Source organism: Halochromatium salexigens (genome assembly GCF_016653295.1).
GTDB classification, from domain to species: domain Bacteria; phylum Pseudomonadota; class Gammaproteobacteria; order Chromatiales; family Chromatiaceae; genus Lamprobacter; species Lamprobacter salexigens.
The window spans coordinates 13,294-32,434 of record NZ_NHSF01000056.1 but is presented as its reverse complement, the minus strand read 5'-3'; the positions used below and the strand labels follow the sequence as shown (position 1 = coordinate 32,434).

Sequence of the window (19,141 nt, the reverse complement as noted above, 5' to 3'; positions counted from 1 at the left end):
CAGCATTCCTAATGTGTCAATGAATACCACGCACCGTAGCCAGATCTATAACATCTATGTGGTCGTTGGCCTCAGCAGCCTGCTGCTGATCAGCAGCTTCTACCTCTTCGGCATGCGCCCCCTGACCGGCTACCTGCGTGCGACCCACACCGAGAGCATCGATCTGGCCCTGCAGAACAGCGTCGGGCGGCTGCAGGCGATCCTGCACAACCACAAGGATCTGGCCCGCCAGGCGGCCAGCCGCACCGCGATTCGCCACCAGCAGGTCGCCTTCCTGCGTGGCGAGATCACGCACGAGGCGCTGGTCGCCTTCAGCCAGCGCAAGCTCGCCGATGCCTTGCACGCCAACGACGCCCTGCGCGCGATTGCCCGTCACGGCCCCGATGGCGAACGCCTGTTCAGCGTTGGCGTCCCGGTGCCCATGAGCCTGACGGCCTATTGTGATGCCGAGACGCTCAAGCGCGTCCGGATGATCCCCACCGAACAAGCCGAGCGCACCGGTGAACTGGTCTACTGCTCGCCGATCGTCGATGACGACCAAGCCTTGATCGGCTTCGACGTCCTGATCATCAGTGACCAGGCCGTGCAACGGTTCATCGACGAACAGAGCCGACCGCCCAACACCCTGGCGCTGATCTTCGATGAGCGCGAGATCAAGTATTGGCCCAACCAGTCCGCCGACGACCAGGCGCATGCGGCGTTGCGAGACTTCCTGGCGTCTCGATCGACCGCCCCGCGCTTCGTCATCCGCCAGCAGCCCCTGGAGGTCCACGCCTGGAGCCTGGTGTCGATCGTCGATGCCGAACAATTCTTCGCGCCCATCGACAGGCAAACGCTGATCCTGCTGGCGACGGTCCTGGGCACGACGATGGTGATCTACCTGCTCACGGTCTTGGCACTGCGTCCGATCATCTCGACCCTGGCGCGCGAAGAGCAGTTGCTGGTGCTCTTGCGCAGTGACGGGCTGACCGGACTCTATAACCACGCGTACATGCAGGAGCTGATCGATGCCGAACTCGAGCGCGCCATCCGCTATCAGCACCCGCTGATGCTGGTGCTGTTCGACATCGACCACTTCAAGGCGCTGAACGACCAACACGGGCATCAGGCCGGTGATCAGGTGTTGATGCAGCTAGCGGACCTGTGTCAGCGCTTCACCCGCACCTCGGATGCGCTGGCCCGTTATGGTGGCGAGGAATTCCTCATCATCCTGCCGGAAACCCGTCGCACGCAGGGCCAGCAATTCGCCGAGCGCTTGCGCCATGAGATCGCCCAAGCGCCCTTCACCTACGCCGAGATCAGCCTGCGGATCACCGTCAGCATTGGCTTGGCGCATTGGGATGGATGCGGTGAGGCACCGACCAAGGCCGAGCTGATCCGCGTCGCCGATCGCGCGCTCTATCAGAGCAAGGAGCAGGGGCGCAATCGCGTCACCCTGGGCTGAGGCGCACGCATGAGTCTATCGCCGATGGCTCCAGCCGCAGCCTGGGTACTGGCGGGACTGTTGCTGCTGCTGGCCGGTGTCTGCCTGTTGCAGCGCCACCTGTGGCGGGCCTGCCAGGGCTTCGTCGCCTTTGCGCTGCTGATGTCGCTGGCCTGGCTGCTGCTCGGCGCGCCCTGGCTGGCGCTGGCCGAGGCGCTGCTCGGCGCGCTGCTGACCGGCGGCCTCTTGCTCTGGACACTGCGCGGTCGCGGCGCCTTGCCGCGCCTACCGACGTTGGATCGAACAGCCCGACGCGGGCGTCTCGCGGCGCCCCTGCGCTGGCTGCTGATCCTGACCTGGCTGGGCTTGATCGCCACCGCCCTGGTCGGGCTGCTCGGCCTCGAGGCGCTGGCGCCACCGGCGTCGGTCACCACGCTGTTGGCCGCGACCGGCGTGCTGATCATGGGCCTTGGGCTCTGGGCCTTCAGCACGCAGCGCCACCTGCTGCGCCGGCTGCTGGCCTTCAACCTGCTCGGCTCCGGGGTCTTCCTCGTCCTGGCCGGGCTCGCCGGGCCGGGCGCCGAAATTCGCGGCTTGATCCTGATCGGCTTGGTGGTCGCGCTGCTCGGCTCGGTGCTCGGTGCCGCGCTGTTGCTGCGCCTGCATGCACGGGCGGGTCAGGTCACCCTAAATCCCGTCTTCGGCACATGAGCCCGACGCCGCTCCATCTCCTCTGGCTGCTGTTCGCGCCGCTGGCCCTTGGTCTGCTGGCCTGGGTGCGCCCGCCGCGCCACAGCGGATGGGTGTTGCTGGCCGCGCTGCCGCTGCCGCTGGTGGCGCTCTGGCTACTGCTCGGCGTTGAGACCGGGCCGATGGCCGGACGCCTGGCGCTCGGGCCGCTGACACTGCACTGGCGCCTGGATGGGCTGGCGGCCTCGTTATGGCTGTTGACGCAGCTATTGCTGCTGGCCAGCGCCCTGTATGCCGCCAGCTATGCCCACGCCACACCACTGAGGACGCGCGGCTACGCCTGGCTCTGGCCGCTGCTCGGCGGCCTGGCGTTGGGGCTGGGGCTGATCTGGATCGCGGCCGATCTGCTGCTGCTCTACGCCGGCCTGGAGCTGATGGGGCTCTGCGCCGTTGGCATGATGCTGCTTCCCGGCAGTGTCGAGGCGCTCACCGCCGGCCTGCGCTATCTGCTCTTCGCCCTGGTCGGCTCGCTGACCTGGCTGCTCGGCATCGCTCTGCTGCTCGGCGCTTGGGGCCGACTCGATCTGGCCGGGCTGGCAGCGGTTGCTCAACCCGACCCGGTCACTCAGATCGCCGTCGCGCTGCTGGCCAGCGGGCTGTTGCTGAAGGGGGCGATCTTTCCGCTGCATAGCTGGCTTGCGCCGGTCCATGACAGCGCCTGGACCCCGATCAGTGCGATCCACGGCGCGCTGGTGGTCAAGGCCTCGTTCTTCATCCTGCTGCTGCTGTGGCGCGCGCTGCTGCCGGAGGCCATCGCTGGCGCCTGGGCGCTTGGCCTGCTCGGCAGCCTGGCCGTGCTCTGGGGTGGGGTGCAGGCCTGGCGCGCCGTCGGTCTCAAGCAGCTGGTGGCCTGGTCCACGGTTGGCCAATTGGGCTATCTGATGCTGGCCTTCCCGCTGCTGGCCGGGACCAGCGCCGCCGTCGCACTGATGGCCTGGCAGGCGACCTGGCTGCAGCTCGCCGGGCATGCGTTGGCGAAGGCCGCGATGTTCATGGCCGCCGGTAATCTGTTGCTCTCCACCGGCGCGCATCGGCTCGAGGGCCTGACCGGAACCAGCCGCCGACTGCCGCTCTCGCTGATGACCTTTGGGTTCGCCGCCGTGACCCTGATGGGGCTGCCGCCGAGCGCCGGCTTCACTGCCAAGTGGCTGTGGCTGCAGGCCTCGCTGGCATCGGGCCAATGGCTTTGGGTGCTGGTGCTCGCGCTGGGCAGCCTGCTCAGCGCCATCTATGTGTTCCGGGTGCTGCGCTGCTCGTTTGTCGAGGACGCTCCCGAACCGGCGTTCCGCCCTCTGCCGTTGGGGATGGAGCTGATCGCCTTGGTGCTGGCGCTGGCCGCCATCGGGCTGGGTCTGGCAGCCGCCTGGCCGCTGTCGTTCCTGGCGCCAGCGGGGGTGCCATGACCGCCGTGCTGCCGCTGGCGACCCTGGCCAGCTCGTTGCTCACCGCGGCGGTGATCTTCATGCTGCCGGAGCAGGCCCTGCGCACCCGCACCGCGCTGAACCTCGCCGCCGCGCTGGTCAAGCTGGTGCTGGTGATCTGGATGGCGTGGGGATTGATCGCGGGCGAGGTCTATGCGGTCGAATTTGCGGTGGTCGAGGGCCTGAGCTTCGTCTTGCGGGTGGATGCGCTCGGGCTCACTTTCGCCGGCCTGTCTTCGCTGCTCTGGCTGTTTACCACCATCTATGCCATCGGCTACCTCGAGGACTCGCCCAACCGCCGGCGCTTCTTCGGCTTCTTCAGCCTCTGCGTCGCCAGCACCCTGGGCATCAGCCTGGCCGGCAACCTGTTCACCCTGCTGATCTTCTACGAGCTGCTGACGCTCTCGACCTATCCGCTGGTCGCGCATCGCGGTACGCCTCAGGCATTGGCCGCCGCCACCGTCTACCTTCGCTATACGCTCAGCGCCGGGCTGCTGTTGATGATCGGCATGGTGGCCTTGCAGGTCTTGGCTGGGGATCTGCGCTTCGGTCAGCAGGAGATCCTGGCCGAACTCGGCCCTGCGGCTCACCCCTGGCTGATCGGGCTGTTCTGGTTGCTGATCCTTGGCTTCGGCGTCAAGGCGGCGCTGGTGCCGCTGCATGGCTGGCTGCCGCGCGCGATGGTGGCACCGGCGCCGGTCAGCGCCTTGCTGCATGCGGTGGCCGTGGTCAAGGCCGGCGCCTTCGGCATCGTGCGGCTGGTCTACGATGTCTATGGCATCGGTTTCAGCGCGGCCTTAGGCGTGCTCGAGGGGCTGGTGGTGATCGCCTGCATCACCATCCTCTATGGCTCGCTGCGCGCGCTGGCTCAGCAGGAGCTGAAACCCCGCCTGGCCTACTCCACGGTCAGCCAGGTCGCCTACATCGTGCTCGGGATCGGGCTGTTCGGCCCGCTCGGGACCATCGCCGCGCTCGCACATCTGCTGCATCAGGGGCTGATGAAGGTCACGCTGTTCTTCTGCGCCGGCAATTACGCCGAAGAATTAGGGATTCACCGCATCGATGAACTCGACGGCGTCGGTCGGCGCATGCCGCTGAGCAGCCTGGCCTTCACCATCGGCGCGCTCGGCATGATCGGTCTGCCGCCGGTGGTCGGCTTCATCAGTAAATGGATGCTGGGGATGGGCGCGGTGCAGGCCGGGAAGCCCTGGGTGATCGCCGTGTTGGTGGCCAGCACCCTGCTCAACGCGGCCTATTTCCTGCCCATCCTCAACCGCCTCTGGTTCCGTCGTGGACCGGCTCATGGGGTCGGCGCCTGGCCGGCTGAGCGTGCGCCGAGCCGGCTCGAGACCAGTGCATGGCTGCTGCTGCCGGCCCTGGCCACGGCGCTGCTGAGTCTGCTGGCCGGGATGCTGGCGGGGCTGCCGTTCAGCCCCTTGCAGTGGGCAACGCGGGTGGTACAACAGACCTACCTGATGCCATGACCGAGCTGAGCCTTGCACCTTTCCCCCTCCTGCGCCTGCCGCTCGCGCCTTTGCTCTTCGCAGCACTGCTGTGGCCGCTGCTGCTGGGCCTGCGCGCTGCACTCGGGGCGACAATCAGCCTTGGCCAGCCGCGCCCTCACCTGAGCCGCCCCCTAAACCAGCCCCTCAGCCAATCCCTGCATCAGCCACTGGACTGGCTCTGGATCAGCGCGCCCTGGCCCGCGCTCGCGCTCGTCGTGCTCGGACCTGACGGCAGCCTCTGGCTGGAGGCCTGGCTGCTGGGAGGATGCTGGGAACTTGATGACCAACGCCGCCTGCTGTTGGCCTTCAGCGCCCTGCTGTGGGGGCTGGCGGGCTGGTACGCGCGGGGCTACTTCGCCGCTGAGCAGGCCCAAGCTGCAGCCGGCGATCCGGACAGCCGCGCGCGCCTGCTACGCTTCGCGCTGTTCTGGCCGCTCGCCCTCTGCGGTAATCTGCTGCTGCTCGTCGCCGAGGACATCGCCAGCTTCTACCTCGGCTTTGCGCTGATGACCTTCTCGGCCTATCCGCTGGTGATCCACAATGGCACTCGCGAGGCGCGCACTGGCGGCCTGGCCTACCTGGTCATGGCGGTGCTTGGGGAGGGGATGATCCTGGCCGGCCTGCTGTGGGGCGCCGGCACCGGCTCGGCGCTGACCCTGTCGGAGCTGCGCGCGACCCTGGCGACAGCGGACATGGGCCTCTGGATGGGGCTGTTGCTCTGGCTCGGCTTCGGGGTCAAGGCCGGGGTGATCGGTCTGCACCTGTGGCTGCCGTTGGCACATCCGGTGGCACCAACGCCAGCCAGCGCCGTGCTCAGTGGCGTGATGATCAAGGCCGGACTGGTCGGCTGGCTGAGCACGCTGCCGCTGGGCATGGCCGGTATCGATGACGCCTTCCAGGGGCTCGGGCGGGCGATGCTGACCGCCGGCCTGATCGGCGCCTTCGCCGCAGCGCTCTTGGGCGCCGCGCAACGCCACCCAAAGGCGGTGCTGGCCTATTCCAGCGTCAGCCAGATGGGCATGATCGCGGCCCTGGTCGCGCTCGGGCTGCTGCAGCCTGACAGCTGGCCCGCGCTCAGCGTGCTGGTGCTGTTCTTCGCCGCTCACCACGGCTTGAGCAAGGGCGCGCTGTTCCTCGGGGTCGGCATCAGCGAGCAGCCACCGCGCTTACCTGCCTGGCTGCTCTGGACCCTGCTGATCCTGCCAGCACTATCGCTCGCCGGCGCGCTGGGCTCGGGACTGATCGCCAAGTGGAGCACCAAGAAGGCGCTCGAAGCCGCTGGAGAGGAGACCCTGGCCGTCTGGCTGAGCCTGGCGGCCGTCGGCACCACGCTGCTGATGGCGCGGACGCTGTGGCGACAATGGAGGCCATGGCGTGAAACGATCGAGACGAATCAAAGACCAGGCCATAGCCTAAGCACGAGCCATAGACCAAGCCAAACGCTAAGGGCGAGTCATAGCCCCAGTCCCAACCCGAGTTCCAACCCAGATCAAAATGATCAGCACTTGCTCGCACCGATGCCGTTGGCCTGGCTGCTGGGCATCGTTGCCGCGCTCAGTCTTCCGTTTTGGGCCGGCTGGCTTGCGGGTGGACTCACGGCTGAGCTTGCTGATCAGCTCGCAGACGGGATCGACGGCGAGCTTGAGGGTGCATTTTCGAGGCAATTGGCGGGCGGATTGGCCTCGCCTCCGCTCAGCGCGCTCCCCGCCCTCCTCTGGCCGCTGGGGCTAGGGCTGCTGTTCTCGATAGTCCTCGGCTGGAGCCTGCGCCGAGTAGCGACGCGGCTGAGCCACTGGCTGCCCGCTGGCGATCTCTGGTGGCCATTGGCCTTCTGCGGCCGTTGGCTGTGGTGTCTCGCCCGTGGACTGCTGCAAGGGCTGGTGATCCTGCAAGCGGCCTGGATCGCTTGGTGGGTCGCGCGCGAGCGCGATGGCTTGACCGGCCTCGAGATGCTCACGCGCGCCGAGGGCTGGCTGCGCCGTCAGTTGGCGCTGTTACTGCTGGCCGTGGCGCTGGGCTTGGCGGTGGTGCTCTTGCTCAACGCCAAAAGCACGTTGCTTTGGCCCTGAATGGCAGGAAAGCCCGCACAATCTTTCAAGGCCAGCAGCAATCAATCGGCTGGCGTGGTCTCGACCACGACATCCAACGTTGGAGACAAATCCATGGAGACACTCATCATTGAAGCCGCGACCGATGAAGACATCAACGCGCGGATTCTGCAGGCAGCTGATCGTGGCGAGCCGCAGCCTCCAGGATACTTTTTCGACTCCGAGGAGACGCGCTTAGATACCCTCAACGGCAATCGCTTGCTCGTTGAAGCCAGCGCCGAGGGTCAGGCTGTCGGTGGTGGTTGCGTCGGTCGCAGTCGTATTCAGGGTCATGGCAGGTCTCCAAGTTTCAGTCGATAAGTCAGCGCGAGCGCGCTTGGGCCGTCTTGCTGTGCCGAGGAGGCATGCAGCGAGGAGGGGCTTCGACGGTCGGGAACGGCTTCATTAAGGCTGCGCACGCGAGGCACGGCCCTGAACCTGAAAGGCATCTCGGGAAAGCAATGTCGGGAAGGAGCGTCAGCCGAGCCTGCATTTCGGTATTGGAGGGAGAAATGCTGCATCGGGCTGGGGAGCGCATCAGCCCGAGATAGAGAGGCTAAGGGCGCTCGCAGCACTCAAGCTGCGCCGGCCGCCTCGGCGGCCATGCCGTTTTGCTGGGGCGGGCGCCGGTATCAGCACGACTGGGCAGCCCACCGTCGATCTCGATCGTAGCGGACCTGAATGTGCTTACGTGAGCGCTTGGGGCTTTGGGAAGGCAGGCATCCATGGGCTTCTCACCCCGCATCAAGGGCCGCGTACTATGTGACTCGTCCCTAAGCGGCACTGAAATGAGATCTTTGGGCCATGATAATCGATTGACGAGCGATTGCAACCTGGTGGACGACCTCGGCGATGAGGCAAGAGCGTGCATGCTCATTCGGCGGTAGAATCCCGCGCCTTTCGTCCACCGCCGGTTGGCTAAGGTGCCTTGGGACCAAACCTTGACTAAGGCTGAAGCCGCAACGGATCGACACCTTGAACGACCTGGAGCTGGAAGACCTCCCAACGTCTCAATCCAGCGGCGCTTCAATGCTCGCTCCAAGCTACGATTTGCCACTCCGCCATCGGCACCGCCGCTATGATTCGCATGACCTCATCCCGAACGCCACCGAACCGAAGCCGCCACGCTCCCAGGATTCCATCATGACGGATCGTCCACCACCGAAGGTGCGTAACGGCTTGACCGGCGGGCGCCGCAGCGCCCGTCGATCGACCAAGCCAGAGACCGCTCAGTCGGGCGATAACCGCAGCGCTCAAGAGCTTTCCGACTGGGCCGAGGAGATCTACACCGCCCCACCCGGCAACCGCCACCGCGAGGATGTCGATGCCCAGGTCACGGTCAGCACCCGCTTGCGCAAGCCCAGGGTCCATCTCACGGCCCCGAACACGGTGGCCTATCTCGATCTCAAGCGCTACATGGGCCGCTGGTACGAGATCGCCAGACTGCCCTACTTCACCCAGCGCCGCTGCACCCAGGATGTGCAGGCCGATTATCGGCTCGGTGACGACGGCGTCGTCTACGTCACCAATCGCTGCACCCATACCGATGGTGGCATCGGCACCGCCAAGGGCATCGCGCGGGTGGTCGATCGCGGCAGCAACGCGCGCTTCGAAATCAGCTTCCGCATGCTCTACGGCGTGCACGTGCTCTGGGACCATTATTGGGTGATCGGGCTCGGCGATGAGTACGAGTATGCCCTGGTCGGGCAGCCGTCGCGCCGCCGCGGCTGGGTGCTCTCACGCGCGCCCGAGCCGTCCGAGGCCGAGGTCCAGCAGTGGCTGGCCGAGTTCGCCGACAAAGGCTTCCCGGCCGATGCTTTTGAGCGCACGCGCCAGACCAGCGCCTCGAGACAGGCCTGAGCCGCAGCGCGCCTTGGCCATATCGATCAACGACTGTTTAACGACCTTAACGAGGTGAGCCCAAACGATGGAGCGTTCCTTCCGACTGATCGTGTCCTGCCCCGACCAAGTGGGCATCGTCGCCGCCGTCAGCGATTTCATCGCCCAGCATGGTGGCTGGATCACCGAGGCGCATCATTACTCGGACCCGGAGAGCCAGTGGTTCTTCATGCGCTACGTGGTCCGCGCCGCCTCGCTGCCGTTCGGCGAGGAGCGCTTGCGCGCGTTGTTCGAGCCCATCGCCACCCGGTTCGCGATGCAGTGGTATCTCACCGATACCGGCATCAACCGCCGCGTGGTGCTCTTGGCCAGCAAGCAGGCGCACTGCCTCTCCGACCTGCTCTATCGCTGGCGCAGCGGTGAACTCGACTTCGACATCCCCTGCGTGATCTCCAACCACGCCGACCTGCGTGACTATGTCAGTTGGCACGGGATCGCCTATCGACATCTGCCGGTCGATCCGACCGACAAGGCCGCCCATTTTGCCGCCGTCAATGCCGCGATCCAGGAGGCCGAGGCCGATCTGGTGGTGCTGGCGCGCTACATGCAAATCCTACCGCCCGATCTCTGTGCGCGGTATCCGGGGCGGATCATCAACATCCATCACAGCTTCCTGCCCTCGTTCGTCGGCGCCCGGCCCTATCATCAGGCCTCGGCGCGCGGGGTGAAGCTGATCGGCGCGACCTGCCACTACGTGACCAGCGAGCTGGATGCCGGGCCGATCATCGACCAAGACGTGGTGCGGGTTGGCCATCACAACACGGTCGAGGACATGGTCCGCCTCGGCAAGGATGTCGAGAAGACGGTGCTCGCGCGCGGCCTGCGTTACCATCTCGAAGACCGCGTGCTGTTGTATGGCAACAAGACGATCGTCTTCGCCTAAGAGCGCGCGCGCCCGCTCGCTGCCTATTGCTTGGGCGGCACGTAGCCCTCCGGCATCGCCGCGCCTTCGCCGAAGAAATACTTCTCCATCTGTTCCTCGAGGAAGGCGCGCGCCTTCGGGTCCATCGGGCTCAGACGATTCTCGTTGATGAGCATGGTCTGATGCTTGAGCCAGTCGGCCCAGGCCTGTTTGGAGACGTTCTCGAAGATGCGCTGGCCCAGCGCGCCGGGATACGGCGGCCGATCCAGCCCTTCGGCCTCGCGGCCGAGCTTCACACAATTGACCATACGGCTCATCCGGGCTCCTCCTGTCGTGCAATGGCGGTTTCGGCTCCCAGCTCGGTGAGCAGACGGGCGATCGGCGCCGGCAACCCAAGATCGCCCGGCGCGGCCGGCTCGATCCAGGTCATCGCGGCCTCGTCGGCGACCCGCGTCGGCTGCGTTGCGAGCCGTACCTGGACCGGGCGCATCTCGAGCTGGAAGTGGCTGAAGGTATGTCGGCGCGATGGGCGCTTTTCAAGGTGCAGCACCGAGGCATCCAGGCGCGCGCGACACCACGCCTCGGCGCTCTCCTCGAGGCCGATCTCGGGCGGCGTCCAGAGTCCCCCCCAGATCCCGACCGGCGGCCGACGTTGCAGCAGCAGCCGATCGTCGGGATCGCGAATCAGCAGCAGCTGCACCGCGCGCGGCGGTGTCTGCTTGCGCGGCTTGGGGGCCGGATAGGTGCTCACCGCATCCCGTGCCAGCGCCTGACAACGTTCGGCCAAGGGACAGGCCTGGCAGGCCGGTTTGGCGCGCGTGCAGAGGGTCGCGCCAAGGTCCATCATCGCCTGATTGAAGGCCGCCACGCGCGCCACCGGCGTCAACGCCTCGGCGAGTGCCCAGAGCCTCGCGAGCACCGCGCTGTGCCCCGGCCAGCCCGAGATCGCGAAGCAACGCGCCAGCACGCGCTTGCAGTTGCCATCGAGGATCGGATGATGCTGCCCGAGCGCCAGCGACAGGATGGCACCGGCGGTGGAGCGGCCAATCCCGGGCAGGGCCTCGAGCGCCTCGATCCGCTGCGGGAAGCGGCCCTGATGGTCGGCGACGATGAGCCGCGCGGTGCGATGCAGATGACGCGCGCGGGCGTAATAGCCGAGCCCGGACCAGCGATGCAGCACCTCGTCGAGGTCGGCCGCGGCCAGTGAGGCCAAGTCCGGGAAGCGCGCCATGAAGCGCTCGAAATAGGGCACCACCACCGCCACCTGGGTCTGCTGAAGCATGATCTCCGAGATCCAGACCCGATAGGGCGTCGCCTCGCGTTGCCAGGGCAGATCGTGGCGACCGTGGTGATCGAACCAGGCGAGCAGGCGACGCGCGAAGTCGTCGGCGAACACCGCAGTGGGCGTCCGCGGCGAGGCCGGAACAGGGTCCGGAACAGAATCCGGAAGGGACGCCGGTGAGCGAGCCGACCTCGGCGGCGCGGAACGAGCGCGCGTCACTGCCCGAGCAGCCCTGGCAGGATTTGGCGCAGTCCGTCGCCGAGGCCCTTGATTCCAGTGCGCTCCTCGAGTTCATCGAGCAGATCGCTATCCTCGCGCAAGGCGCGCCGCGCGGCCTGACCGAGCGCGGTGTTGATATCCACCTCCCAGCGCGGATCGGACCAGGGACCCTTGGCGCTGATTGGGATCGGGATGCCTTCCAGCTCCTTGATGCCGCGCCCCTTGGGCGGCTTGGTCATCACCGCCCGCAGGTCCAAGGCGATCTGCTGCGTGGGCAGCTCGAGCCAGCCGCCGCCATCAATCGCGAGCAGATGCGAGCGCAATTGGATGTCCTCGCTGCGGAAGCGGCCATCCGCGCCCCTGGCCGTCAGACTGAGGACGCTGAATCGGGTCAGGTCCTCGGTCTCCTCGCGCGAGACACCCATGGCCCCCACGGTGCCGATGATCAACTGCCCGAGATCGACCATGGTCACGGCGCCATCGCGCACCACGACAGCGACCTCGCCGCCGAGGGTGTCGAGCATCGCCTGCGGATCGGTGTCGCGCCCGACCAGATCCAGTTCGATCTCGGCGCGGCCGGTCAGCGGCGCTTGTGCGCGTCCATCCCGCTGCAGATCCGCCAGTAGAGCCGCCACATCGATCGCGCCCGCGCTCATGGTCAGGTGAACGACAGGAACTGTTGCCATCGCTGATGTGGCCGCTCCCATCTCCTCTGTCGGTGCTAGGGCGCTGCTCGAGGGCTGGGATGCAATCAAGCGAGCTTCGAGCTGACCGCCATAGACATCCGCGTTCGCCTCCAGCTCGAGTGCGTCCGCAAGCGCCCGCCCGCTGAGCGTCACCGGGGTCTGATCCAGCATGAACACCGCACGATCGATGACCAGCTCCGCTCCTCGCAGGCTCAGCTCGAACTGCCCGCCGACCTGGCTCAGGCTGTCAGCGGCGCCCGGTAATGCGATCGCCGCCTGCGTGCGTAGCCAGCGGCGTAGATCGAAGGGCGGCATGTGCATCTGTGCATCCATGGCCAACCCGGCAGGCATCGAATAGAGTTCGGCGGCACCGTCGACGCGCAGCCCATCGGCGCGCAGCTCGAACGGATCGAGCAAGACGCGAGCGTTCAGCAGATCGATCAGGATCTCGGTCTCGACCTGAACCGGCAGGCCCGGCCCGCCAGCGGCGGCGCCCAGGCGCAGTTGCAGCGGCTGCAGTCTGACTTCGGTCAGCGGGTCGGCGAGCACGATCTCGGCCTCGGCCTGGCCCGGCAGCGAGAACGCCGGTTGCTCGCCAGTCAGTGTGAAGGTCGCGTCCAGTCGACCGCTTTGTCCAGGCGCCAGCGGGCCGGCGGTCAGATTGAGATCATCGATCCGGGGCATCGCGGGCCCTGGCGGCGCGGACGTCCCCGGACTTTCAACAGGCCCGCGCAACTGACCATCGCGGATGATCAGACGGCGAATCGGCGGCAGCGCTGGGGTGCTTGCTACCACTGTGCTGCTCGCCCCTGGTGCGCGCGTCTCGGATGCACTCGACTCGGAGACGCCAAGCGCATGCCATATCGCTGACACGGGTTGCACAACAGGCGCTGGCAGCGCCGCCCCTTGGCGCGTCGTCGTTCGGCTCACCGGCGGTTCGCTCGCCATGGCTTCGCTCACGGTGGCGAGCTGCTGACCAGACGCCACTGGCAGGCGCATCCGTGGCCGATCGATCAAGACCTCGGCGAGAACCAGCCGGCCACTGAGTAAGGGCCAGAGCGCGGCATCCAAACGCAGGGAATCGAGCGCAATCCACACCGGGGCGCCGGCGTCGGCAGTCTCCAAGAGCCGCACCCCCGCGAGCCGGATGCTCGGGGTCGGCAACAGGCGCAGCCGATCGATGGCCTTGATCCGAGTCGGGCGTCCCAGCGACTGCGCGATCTCGGTCTCGAGAGCGCGCCGCAGTTGCTGCTGATCGATCAGGCGTGGCGCTAGGAGTGCGGCGCCAAGCGCCAGCAACAGCAGCGCGAGGACAAGACCGGTGAGTCGCTTGATCCAAGTGGGCATCGGCAGGCGTCCCTTTAGTGTTCGGTGCCGCAACGCCAGCAGAGATCGAAGCTGCCGTCGACCAGCTCGCCGCAGCCGCGGCAGACCCAAGCGCTGGCCTCGGCGCGACGTCGATGCTCGCGCAGCCAATCGTCGAGCAGCCCCTTGGCGCGCGGCAACTCGCGATCCTCCAGCACCCAGACGCTGGGATAGATGTCGACCGGCAGCTCGCCGGCGGCACCGCTGAGATAATCGCCGAAGACACGAGCCTCGATCCGATGTCGAGCGAGGAGATCCTGGAGCAGCTGGGCCTCGATCCGGTCAGCGGCTTGATAGAGTGGCTGCATGATCGCTAGGGAAGTGGAGCGGGCGATGGGAATCGAACCCACATTGGAGGCTTGGGAAGCCCCTGTTCTACCATTGAACTACGCCCGCTTGGGCAGTCGATTCTAGAGCCAGTGCTCGACCAGGGCAAGCGGCCAGAGCCGATTCTAAAGATGCTCGGCATACATCCGCTCGACCGCGTCGCGATAATGCGCGAGCACCTGGTTGCGCTTGACCTTCATGGTCGGCGTCAGCAGGCCGTTCTCGACCGACCAGGGCTCGCGCGTCAGCGCCACCCGGCGCACCTTCGCGTAGCCCGGGAAGTCGGCCAGGGCGTCGCGGATGCGCTTCACCAGGTCGCGCAGCAGCGGCGGATGCGACAGGCTCTCCGCGTGCTCCGGGTCCAGGCCATAGTCGCGCGCCAAGCTCGGCCAGAGATCAGGGTTCATCACCAGCAGCGCGGTCAGATAGGAGCGCCCCTCGCCGACGATCAACACCTGATCGAACAACGGGTCCAGCCCGAGGGTCATCTCCATATCCGCTGGCGGCACCTTCTCGCCGTTGGAGAGCACCAGGATGTCCTTGATGCGACCGGTGATGTAGACATGACGGCCGTCGATGCGCGCCTGATCGCCAGTGCGCAGCCAGCCATCGGCGGTGAACAGATGCGCGGTCGCGGCATGGTTGTTCCAGTAACCGAGCATGTTGCAGGGGCCTTTCACCTGCAGCTCGTCATCGGCGCCGATGCGCACCTGGATGCCGCGCAGCGGGATGCCGACGCTGTCGGGCCGATTGTCCTCGAGCGGATTCACCGCCACCACCGGGCTGGTTTCGGTGAGCCCATAGCCCTGCACCAAGGGGAGTTCCAAGCCGATGAACAGCCGCGCGACCCCGAACGGCATGGGCGCGCCGCCGCTCACCGCCGCGCGCAGCCGCCCGCCGAGTCGCTCCAACACCGGCCGCGCGACCTTGCGCCGCAGCCAGGGCCAGAGCAGCAGCAGCGGATGCCAACCCCGGCGCCCCTGGCGGTGCTCGAAGGCCATCCAGCCGACGTCGACCGCGAGCTTGAACAGCGCGCGCAGCGGCTTGGGGCGTCCTTCGAGCTGATCCTGGATGCGCTGATAGACGCGCTCGAACACGCGCGGCACGGCGATGATCACGCTGGGACGAATGGTCTGCAGATCCTCGCCGAGCTGCGTGATCGAGCGCGCGTAGGCGACGGTGGAGCCGGTCATCATCGGCAGGTAATAGCTGCCCATGCGCTCGAGCATGTGCGAGAGCGGCAGGAACGACAGGAAGAGGTCTTCCTGGTAGACATCGAGCATGGTCACGCTCGCGTGGGCATTCGCGAGGATATTGACATGGCTCAGCATCACACCCTTCGGCCGGCCGGTGGTGCCGGAGGTGTAGACGATGGTCGCGAGCGAATGCGGATCGGCGACGCGTTGCGCCCAGGGCTCGCCGCGCTCCGGCAGCCAGCGCGCGGCGATCACCGCGCGTTCGTCATAGGTGGCGACCCGGCGCGACTGTTCGCTGTCCTCGAGGATTACCACCCGCTGCGGGTAGCGTGCCTCGCCGAGGGCCGGCGCCAAACGCTTCCAGCGGCTGGCATCCTGGATCAGCAGCACCTTACAATCGGCGTCCTGGAGGATATGCGCCGCGTTCTCGGCGCGATCATCGGTATACAGCGGCACGCTGACCAGCCCCAGCGAGAGCGCGGCCTGATCGAAGATCACCCAGTCCGGGCCATTACGCAGCAACACCGCGACGCGATCCCCGGGATGCAAGGACTCGCCACTGAGTGCGGCGCGCCAGCGCGCGACCTGCTCGGCGGTCTCGCGCCAGGTCAACTGCCGCCAGGTCTCGGCACCGCGATCGAACCATTGGTACGCGGGGCGGTCTGGTGAGCGATGCAGGCGTTGATGAAAGAGCCCATCGAGCGTGCCTGCGCGCTCGACCGAGATCAAATCCTCCGACCATTGATTCACGGGCGGTGCCTCCCCATTGGTTTTGGTTCGTAGAGATCAGGAGATATTAGCCGATGTCGATGCAGATCCACGTCAACGGCGAGCCCAAGACGATTCCCGATGCCATGCGCATGTCCGGCCTGCTCGAGCAGCTCGGCCTTGCCGAGCGCCGCCTCGCCGTCGAGGTCAACCGCGAGCTGGTGCCGCGCGGGCGCTTCCCCGAGCATGAACTTCAGGCCGGTGATCAGGTCGAGATCATCCATGCCGTCGGCGGTGGCTGAGTGGGGCAAGACAATCCGCAGCGCGGAAGCGCCGCCCAATCCGCTATCGTCGACCTCAATCCTTCACTGACTGTTCAGCTCGCTATGACCGCATCGCCCAATCACTCAGACAGCTTCTCCATCGCCGGCCGCGAGTACCACTCGCGCCTGTTGGTCGGCACCGGCAAGTACAAGGACATGGACGAGACCGCGCGCGCCATCGAGGCCAGCGGCGCCGAGATCGTCACTATCGCGGTGCGCCGCGCCAACATCGGCCAGTCGGCCGATGAGCCCAATCTGCTCGAGGTGCTGCCCCCCTCGCGCTACACCATCCTGCCCAACACCGCCGGCTGTTACGATGTCGAGAGCGCCGTGCGCACCTGCCGGCTCGCGCGCGAGTTGCTCGACGGCCACAATCTGGTCAAGCTCGAGGTGCTCGGCGACGAGAAAACGCTGTTCCCGGATGTGCTCCAGACCATCGAGGCGGCCAAGGTCTTGGTCGCCGATGGCTTCGAGGTGATGGTCTACACCAACGATGACCCGATCATCGCCAAGCAGCTCGAGGAGATCGGCTGTGTGGCGGTGATGCCGCTGGCCGCGCCCATCGGCTCCGGGCTCGGCATCCGCAACCGGCTCAACATCCTCACCATCGTCGAGAACGCCAGTGTGCCGATCCTCGTCGATGCCGGTGTTGGCACCGCCTCCGATGCGGCGGTGGCGATGGAACTCGGCTGCGATGGTGTGCTGATGAACACCGCCATCGCCGCCGCCAAGGATCCGGTACTGATGGCCAGCGCCATGCGCAAGGGCATCGAGGCCGGCCGCGAAGCCTATCGGGCCGGGCGCATGCCGGCGAAGCGCTTCGCCTCGGCCTCCTCGCCGATCGAAGGGACGTTCTTCTGATATCAGACCACCTTGGTCAAGGGCTCGCCGTCTGGCTCGTCGCCCACCGGCTCCAGGGTTACATCCTCGTAGATCGCGTCCATCGTGCAGTCGAAATCCAGGGCCTGCAGCTGCAGCCGACCGTCTTCGGCCACCGGCTGCAGCAGCCAACCGTCGGCATGACGACGAAACACCTCGATCACATGCCGACGCGAATCGATCAGGACATACTCCTGTAGGCTATCGAGCAGGCGGTAGCGCGTGAACTTGTCGCCACGGTCATAGCCCTCGGTCGACTTCGACAAGACCTCGATGATGACCGTCGGCGAGCGCTTGATCAATGGCTCCGCCGCGTCGGCTGCTGCGCAGGTGACGAAGACATCGGGATAGAAGAAGGCGTTGGCCTGCTCCACCTGGAGCTTCATGTCGGTGATGTAGACTCGGCACGGGCCGCCGCGCAGGTGGGCGCGTAGCAGGCTGAAGACGTTGCCCGCGATGGTGACATGCGCATCCGAGGCGCCGCCCATCGCAAAGACCTCACCATCCACATATTCGTGCTTGATCGGCGACTCGGCCTCGCCAGCCAGGTAATCGTCGACGGTGATGAATGACGACACAGCGAGATTGGACATGTGGGGCTCCCGGTTGGTCCATGAAGACCAATACCTTAGCACCAGCGGCACAGCGACTCGAGACAGTAGACCAGAGCGATGACCAAGACCCTGATCCTGAGTCACCCAGATGCGAGCACTCATGCCGCTGAGCCAGCCCGTGTGTCGTCGCACGAGCAGGGGAGGCGACCGATTCGCAGCTTCGTGCTGCGCGAGGGCCGGCTGACAGCCGGCCAGGAGCGCGCCTTTCGTGAACTCTGGCCGCGCTTTGGCATCGACTGGCAGCCCGGTGAGGTGCTCGATCCGCAGGCGCTGTTTGCCACCGCGCGGCGGATCACGCTCGAGATCGGCTTCGGCGACGGCGACTCACTGGCGGCGATGGCCGCCGCCGCCCCGGAGCGCGACTTCATCGGCCTCGAGGTCCACCGCCCTGGTGTCGGTCATCTGCTGCTCGCGCTCGAGCAGCAGGGACTGACCAATGTGCGTGTGCTGCGCGCCGATGCTGCGGCCCTGCTCGAGACTGGCCTGCCCAGCGCCAGCCTGGATCGCGTGCAGCTGTTCTTCCCCGACCCTTGGCCGAAGAAGCGCCATCACAAGCGGCGCATCGTCCAACCTGGGTTTGTCGCCGCCGTGGCGCGGGTGCTGCGACCCGGCGGCACCTTCCATCTGGCCACCGACTGGACGCCCTACGCCGACTGGATGCTGGCGATGCTCGACGGCGCCCCCGAGCTGTTCGAGAACAGCGCCGGGCCGGGCCGGTTCAGCGCGCGACCGGCGCAACGGCCGATCACCAAGTTCGAGCGCCGGGGTCAGCGCCTCGGCCATCAGGTCCATGACCTGATCTACCGGCGCCGCTGATGGCCGCGCTGACGCTCGCACGCCTGCAGCCAAAGCTCCTCGCGCCGATCGAGCTTGAGATCGGCGCTGGCGAGCTGGTCTTCATCTCCGGCCCCTCGGGCGCTGGCAAGAGCCTGCTGCTGCGCGCCATCGCCGACCTGGACCCGAGTCAGGGCGAGGTGCTGATCGACGCGCAGCCGCGCTCGCTGATCCCCGCCCCCGAGTGGCGCCGGCGCGTCGGCCTGCTGCCCGCCGAGACCGGCTGGTGGGCCGATCAGGTTGGCGCGCATTTCGCCATCTCGCCCGCTGAACCAGCCCAAGCGTCGGCGATGGCAACGCCTGCCGGCGCTGTCGACGCGACACCGACGCAGGGTGGCTTTCCTGATGAAGTCGCTCAGGTCAAGGGCGACCAACTCGGAATCACAGGGCTGGCGCGCTTACTCGCGCGGCTCGGCTTCCAGTCCGATGTGCTCGACTGGGACGTGCAGCGGCTCTCGACCGGCGAGCGCCAACGTCTCGCCTTGGCACGGCTGCTGGTCAACGGCCCAGAGGTGCTGCTGCTCGACGAGGCCACCGCCAACCTGGACCCGAGCAATCGCGCGCAGGCCGAGCAGCTGATCGATGACTATCGCCGCCAGCGGCGCGCGGCCGTGCTCTGGGCCAGTCATGATCCGGATCAACGCCAGCGCCTGGCACAGGCCGCTGGCGGGCGCTGTTTCGTCATCGAGGCCGGTCGCTTACAAGCGGAATCCCCTGCCTGATGCGAATGCTAAAGCCACCGATCATGCCCCTGATGCGCC

At 66.7% G+C, this 19,141-nt stretch carries 17 protein-coding genes and 1 tRNA gene; 11 read left to right on the top strand and 7 right to left on the bottom strand.

The genetic code is table 11. The annotated features are described in order from the left end of the window. Positions 1-19: 19 nt before the first annotated feature. The 7 genes from CCR82_RS09345 (at position 20) to purU (ending at position 9,968) form a co-directional block, all read left to right on the top strand. The gene (locus CCR82_RS09345) at positions 20-1,444 is read left to right on the top strand and encodes a GGDEF domain-containing protein (RefSeq protein ID WP_201245361.1); all 1,425 of its coding nucleotides are present in this window, start codon (positions 20-22) and stop codon (positions 1,442-1,444) included. 24 nt (positions 1,445-1,468) lie between these two features. Further along, the gene (locus CCR82_RS09340) at positions 1,469-2,134 is read left to right on the top strand and encodes a hydrogenase subunit MbhD domain-containing protein (RefSeq protein ID WP_201245359.1); all 666 of its coding nucleotides are present in this window, start codon (positions 1,469-1,471) and stop codon (positions 2,132-2,134) included. Continuing rightward, positions 2,131-3,576 (top strand): complex I subunit 5 family protein, encoded by a 1,446-nt coding sequence (locus CCR82_RS09335; RefSeq protein WP_201245356.1) that lies wholly within the window; start codon positions 2,131-2,133, stop codon positions 3,574-3,576. Before CCR82_RS09340 ends, CCR82_RS09335 begins: the two co-directional genes overlap by 4 nt. Then, positions 3,573-5,078, top strand: a complete 1,506-nt coding sequence (locus tag CCR82_RS09330) for a complex I subunit 5 family protein (RefSeq protein ID WP_201245354.1) — start codon at positions 3,573-3,575, stop codon at positions 5,076-5,078. The genes CCR82_RS09335 and CCR82_RS09330 overlap by 4 nt, the downstream gene beginning before the upstream one ends. Next, positions 5,075-7,168: a complex I subunit 5 family protein gene (locus CCR82_RS09325; RefSeq protein WP_201245349.1), complete on the top strand. Its 2,094-nt coding sequence runs from the start codon at positions 5,075-5,077 to the stop codon at positions 7,166-7,168. The genes CCR82_RS09330 and CCR82_RS09325 overlap by 4 nt, the downstream gene beginning before the upstream one ends. Before the next feature lie 1,161 nt (positions 7,169-8,329). Then, the gene (locus CCR82_RS09320) at positions 8,330-9,046 is read left to right on the top strand and encodes a lipocalin family protein (RefSeq protein WP_201245347.1); all 717 of its coding nucleotides are present in this window, start codon (positions 8,330-8,332) and stop codon (positions 9,044-9,046) included. Positions 9,047-9,113: 67 nt separating this feature from the next. Further along, positions 9,114-9,968 (top strand): formyltetrahydrofolate deformylase, encoded by an 855-nt coding sequence (gene purU, locus CCR82_RS09315; protein ID WP_201245344.1) that lies wholly within the window; start codon positions 9,114-9,116, stop codon positions 9,966-9,968. A gap of 23 nt (positions 9,969-9,991) precedes the next feature. Here the strand turns inward: purU and CCR82_RS09310 are convergent, their stop codons facing one another. From CCR82_RS09310 to CCR82_RS09285, 6 genes are all read right to left on the bottom strand, one after another. Then, positions 9,992-10,264 carry an oxidative damage protection protein gene (locus CCR82_RS09310; protein WP_201245342.1) on the bottom strand — a complete coding sequence of 91 codons (273 nt, stop codon included), beginning with the start codon at positions 10,262-10,264 and terminating at the stop codon, positions 9,992-9,994. Then, positions 10,261-11,343: an A/G-specific adenine glycosylase gene (gene mutY / locus CCR82_RS09305; RefSeq protein WP_201245340.1), complete on the bottom strand. Its 1,083-nt coding sequence runs from the start codon at positions 11,341-11,343 to the stop codon at positions 10,261-10,263. The genes CCR82_RS09310 and mutY overlap by 4 nt, the downstream gene beginning before the upstream one ends. A gap of 101 nt (positions 11,344-11,444) precedes the next feature. Then, the gene (locus tag CCR82_RS09300) at positions 11,445-13,481 is read right to left on the bottom strand and encodes an AsmA family protein (protein WP_201245338.1); all 2,037 of its coding nucleotides are present in this window, start codon (positions 13,479-13,481) and stop codon (positions 11,445-11,447) included. Positions 13,482-13,495: 14 nt separating this feature from the next. Next, the gene (locus CCR82_RS09295; RefSeq protein ID WP_201245337.1) at positions 13,496-13,807 is read right to left on the bottom strand and encodes a putative signal transducing protein; all 312 of its coding nucleotides are present in this window, start codon (positions 13,805-13,807) and stop codon (positions 13,496-13,498) included. Between the two features lie 14 nt (positions 13,808-13,821). Beyond that, positions 13,822-13,895, bottom strand: a tRNA-Gly gene (locus tag CCR82_RS09290). Positions 13,896-13,951: 56 nt separating this feature from the next. Continuing rightward, the gene (locus tag CCR82_RS09285; protein WP_201245335.1) at positions 13,952-15,772 is read right to left on the bottom strand and encodes an AMP-binding protein; all 1,821 of its coding nucleotides are present in this window, start codon (positions 15,770-15,772) and stop codon (positions 13,952-13,954) included. Positions 15,773-15,825: 53 nt separating this feature from the next. Between CCR82_RS09285 and thiS the strand changes: the two genes are divergently transcribed. Both thiS and CCR82_RS09275 read left to right on the top strand, forming a co-directional pair. Next, the gene (thiS, locus tag CCR82_RS09280; RefSeq protein ID WP_420827319.1) at positions 15,826-16,032 is read left to right on the top strand and encodes a sulfur carrier protein ThiS; all 207 of its coding nucleotides are present in this window, start codon (positions 15,826-15,828) and stop codon (positions 16,030-16,032) included. Positions 16,033-16,116: 84 nt separating this feature from the next. Next, complete coding sequence (locus CCR82_RS09275) at positions 16,117-16,914, top strand: thiazole synthase (protein WP_201245333.1); 798 nt, start codon at positions 16,117-16,119, stop codon at positions 16,912-16,914. A gap of 2 nt (positions 16,915-16,916) precedes the next feature. On the opposite strand, the gene CCR82_RS09270 is transcribed toward CCR82_RS09275, so the two are convergent. Beyond that, positions 16,917-17,525 (bottom strand): Uma2 family endonuclease, encoded by a 609-nt coding sequence (locus CCR82_RS09270; RefSeq protein WP_201245331.1) that lies wholly within the window; start codon positions 17,523-17,525, stop codon positions 16,917-16,919. A 78-nt stretch (positions 17,526-17,603) separates the two neighbouring features. Between CCR82_RS09270 and trmB the strand changes: the two genes are divergently transcribed. Continuing rightward, positions 17,604-18,362, top strand: coding sequence for a tRNA (guanosine(46)-N7)-methyltransferase TrmB (trmB, locus tag CCR82_RS09265; RefSeq protein WP_201245329.1), 759 nt, complete (start codon positions 17,604-17,606; stop codon positions 18,360-18,362). Further along, positions 18,362-19,102, top strand: coding sequence for an ABC transporter ATP-binding protein (locus CCR82_RS09260; RefSeq protein ID WP_201245326.1), 741 nt, complete (start codon positions 18,362-18,364; stop codon positions 19,100-19,102). The genes trmB and CCR82_RS09260 overlap by 1 nt, the downstream gene beginning before the upstream one ends. Positions 19,103-19,141 lie beyond the last annotated feature (39 nt).

Bases quoted from the DNA above. Each gene is read 5' to 3' on its own strand.
- CCR82_RS09300 (WP_201245338.1), bottom strand. From the start codon at position 13,481: ATGCCCACTTGGATCAAGCGACTCACCGGTCTTGTCCTCGCGCTGCTG.
- CCR82_RS09330 (WP_201245354.1), top strand. From the start codon at position 3,573: ATGACCGCCGTGCTGCCGCTGGCGACCCTGGCCAGCTCGTTGCTCACC.
- thiS (WP_420827319.1), top strand. From the start codon at position 15,826: ATGTCGATGCAGATCCACGTCAACGGCGAGCCCAAGACGATTCCCGAT.
- CCR82_RS09345 (WP_201245361.1), top strand. From the start codon at position 20: ATGAATACCACGCACCGTAGCCAGATCTATAACATCTATGTGGTCGTT.
- CCR82_RS09270 (WP_201245331.1), bottom strand. From the start codon at position 17,525: ATGTCCAATCTCGCTGTGTCGTCATTCATCACCGTCGACGATTACCTG.
- purU (WP_201245344.1), top strand. From the start codon at position 9,114: ATGGAGCGTTCCTTCCGACTGATCGTGTCCTGCCCCGACCAAGTGGGC.
- trmB (WP_201245329.1), top strand. From the start codon at position 17,604: ATGACCAAGACCCTGATCCTGAGTCACCCAGATGCGAGCACTCATGCC.
- CCR82_RS09310 (WP_201245342.1), bottom strand. From the start codon at position 10,264: ATGAGCCGTATGGTCAATTGTGTGAAGCTCGGCCGCGAGGCCGAAGGG.
- CCR82_RS09320 (WP_201245347.1), top strand. From the start codon at position 8,330: ATGACGGATCGTCCACCACCGAAGGTGCGTAACGGCTTGACCGGCGGG.
- CCR82_RS09325 (WP_201245349.1), top strand. From the start codon at position 5,075: ATGACCGAGCTGAGCCTTGCACCTTTCCCCCTCCTGCGCCTGCCGCTC.
- CCR82_RS09295 (WP_201245337.1), bottom strand. From the start codon at position 13,807: ATGCAGCCACTCTATCAAGCCGCTGACCGGATCGAGGCCCAGCTGCTC.
- CCR82_RS09335 (WP_201245356.1), top strand. From the start codon at position 2,131: ATGAGCCCGACGCCGCTCCATCTCCTCTGGCTGCTGTTCGCGCCGCTG.
- CCR82_RS09340 (WP_201245359.1), top strand. From the start codon at position 1,469: ATGGCTCCAGCCGCAGCCTGGGTACTGGCGGGACTGTTGCTGCTGCTG.
- CCR82_RS09275 (WP_201245333.1), top strand. From the start codon at position 16,117: ATGACCGCATCGCCCAATCACTCAGACAGCTTCTCCATCGCCGGCCGC.
- CCR82_RS09260 (WP_201245326.1), top strand. From the start codon at position 18,362: ATGGCCGCGCTGACGCTCGCACGCCTGCAGCCAAAGCTCCTCGCGCCG.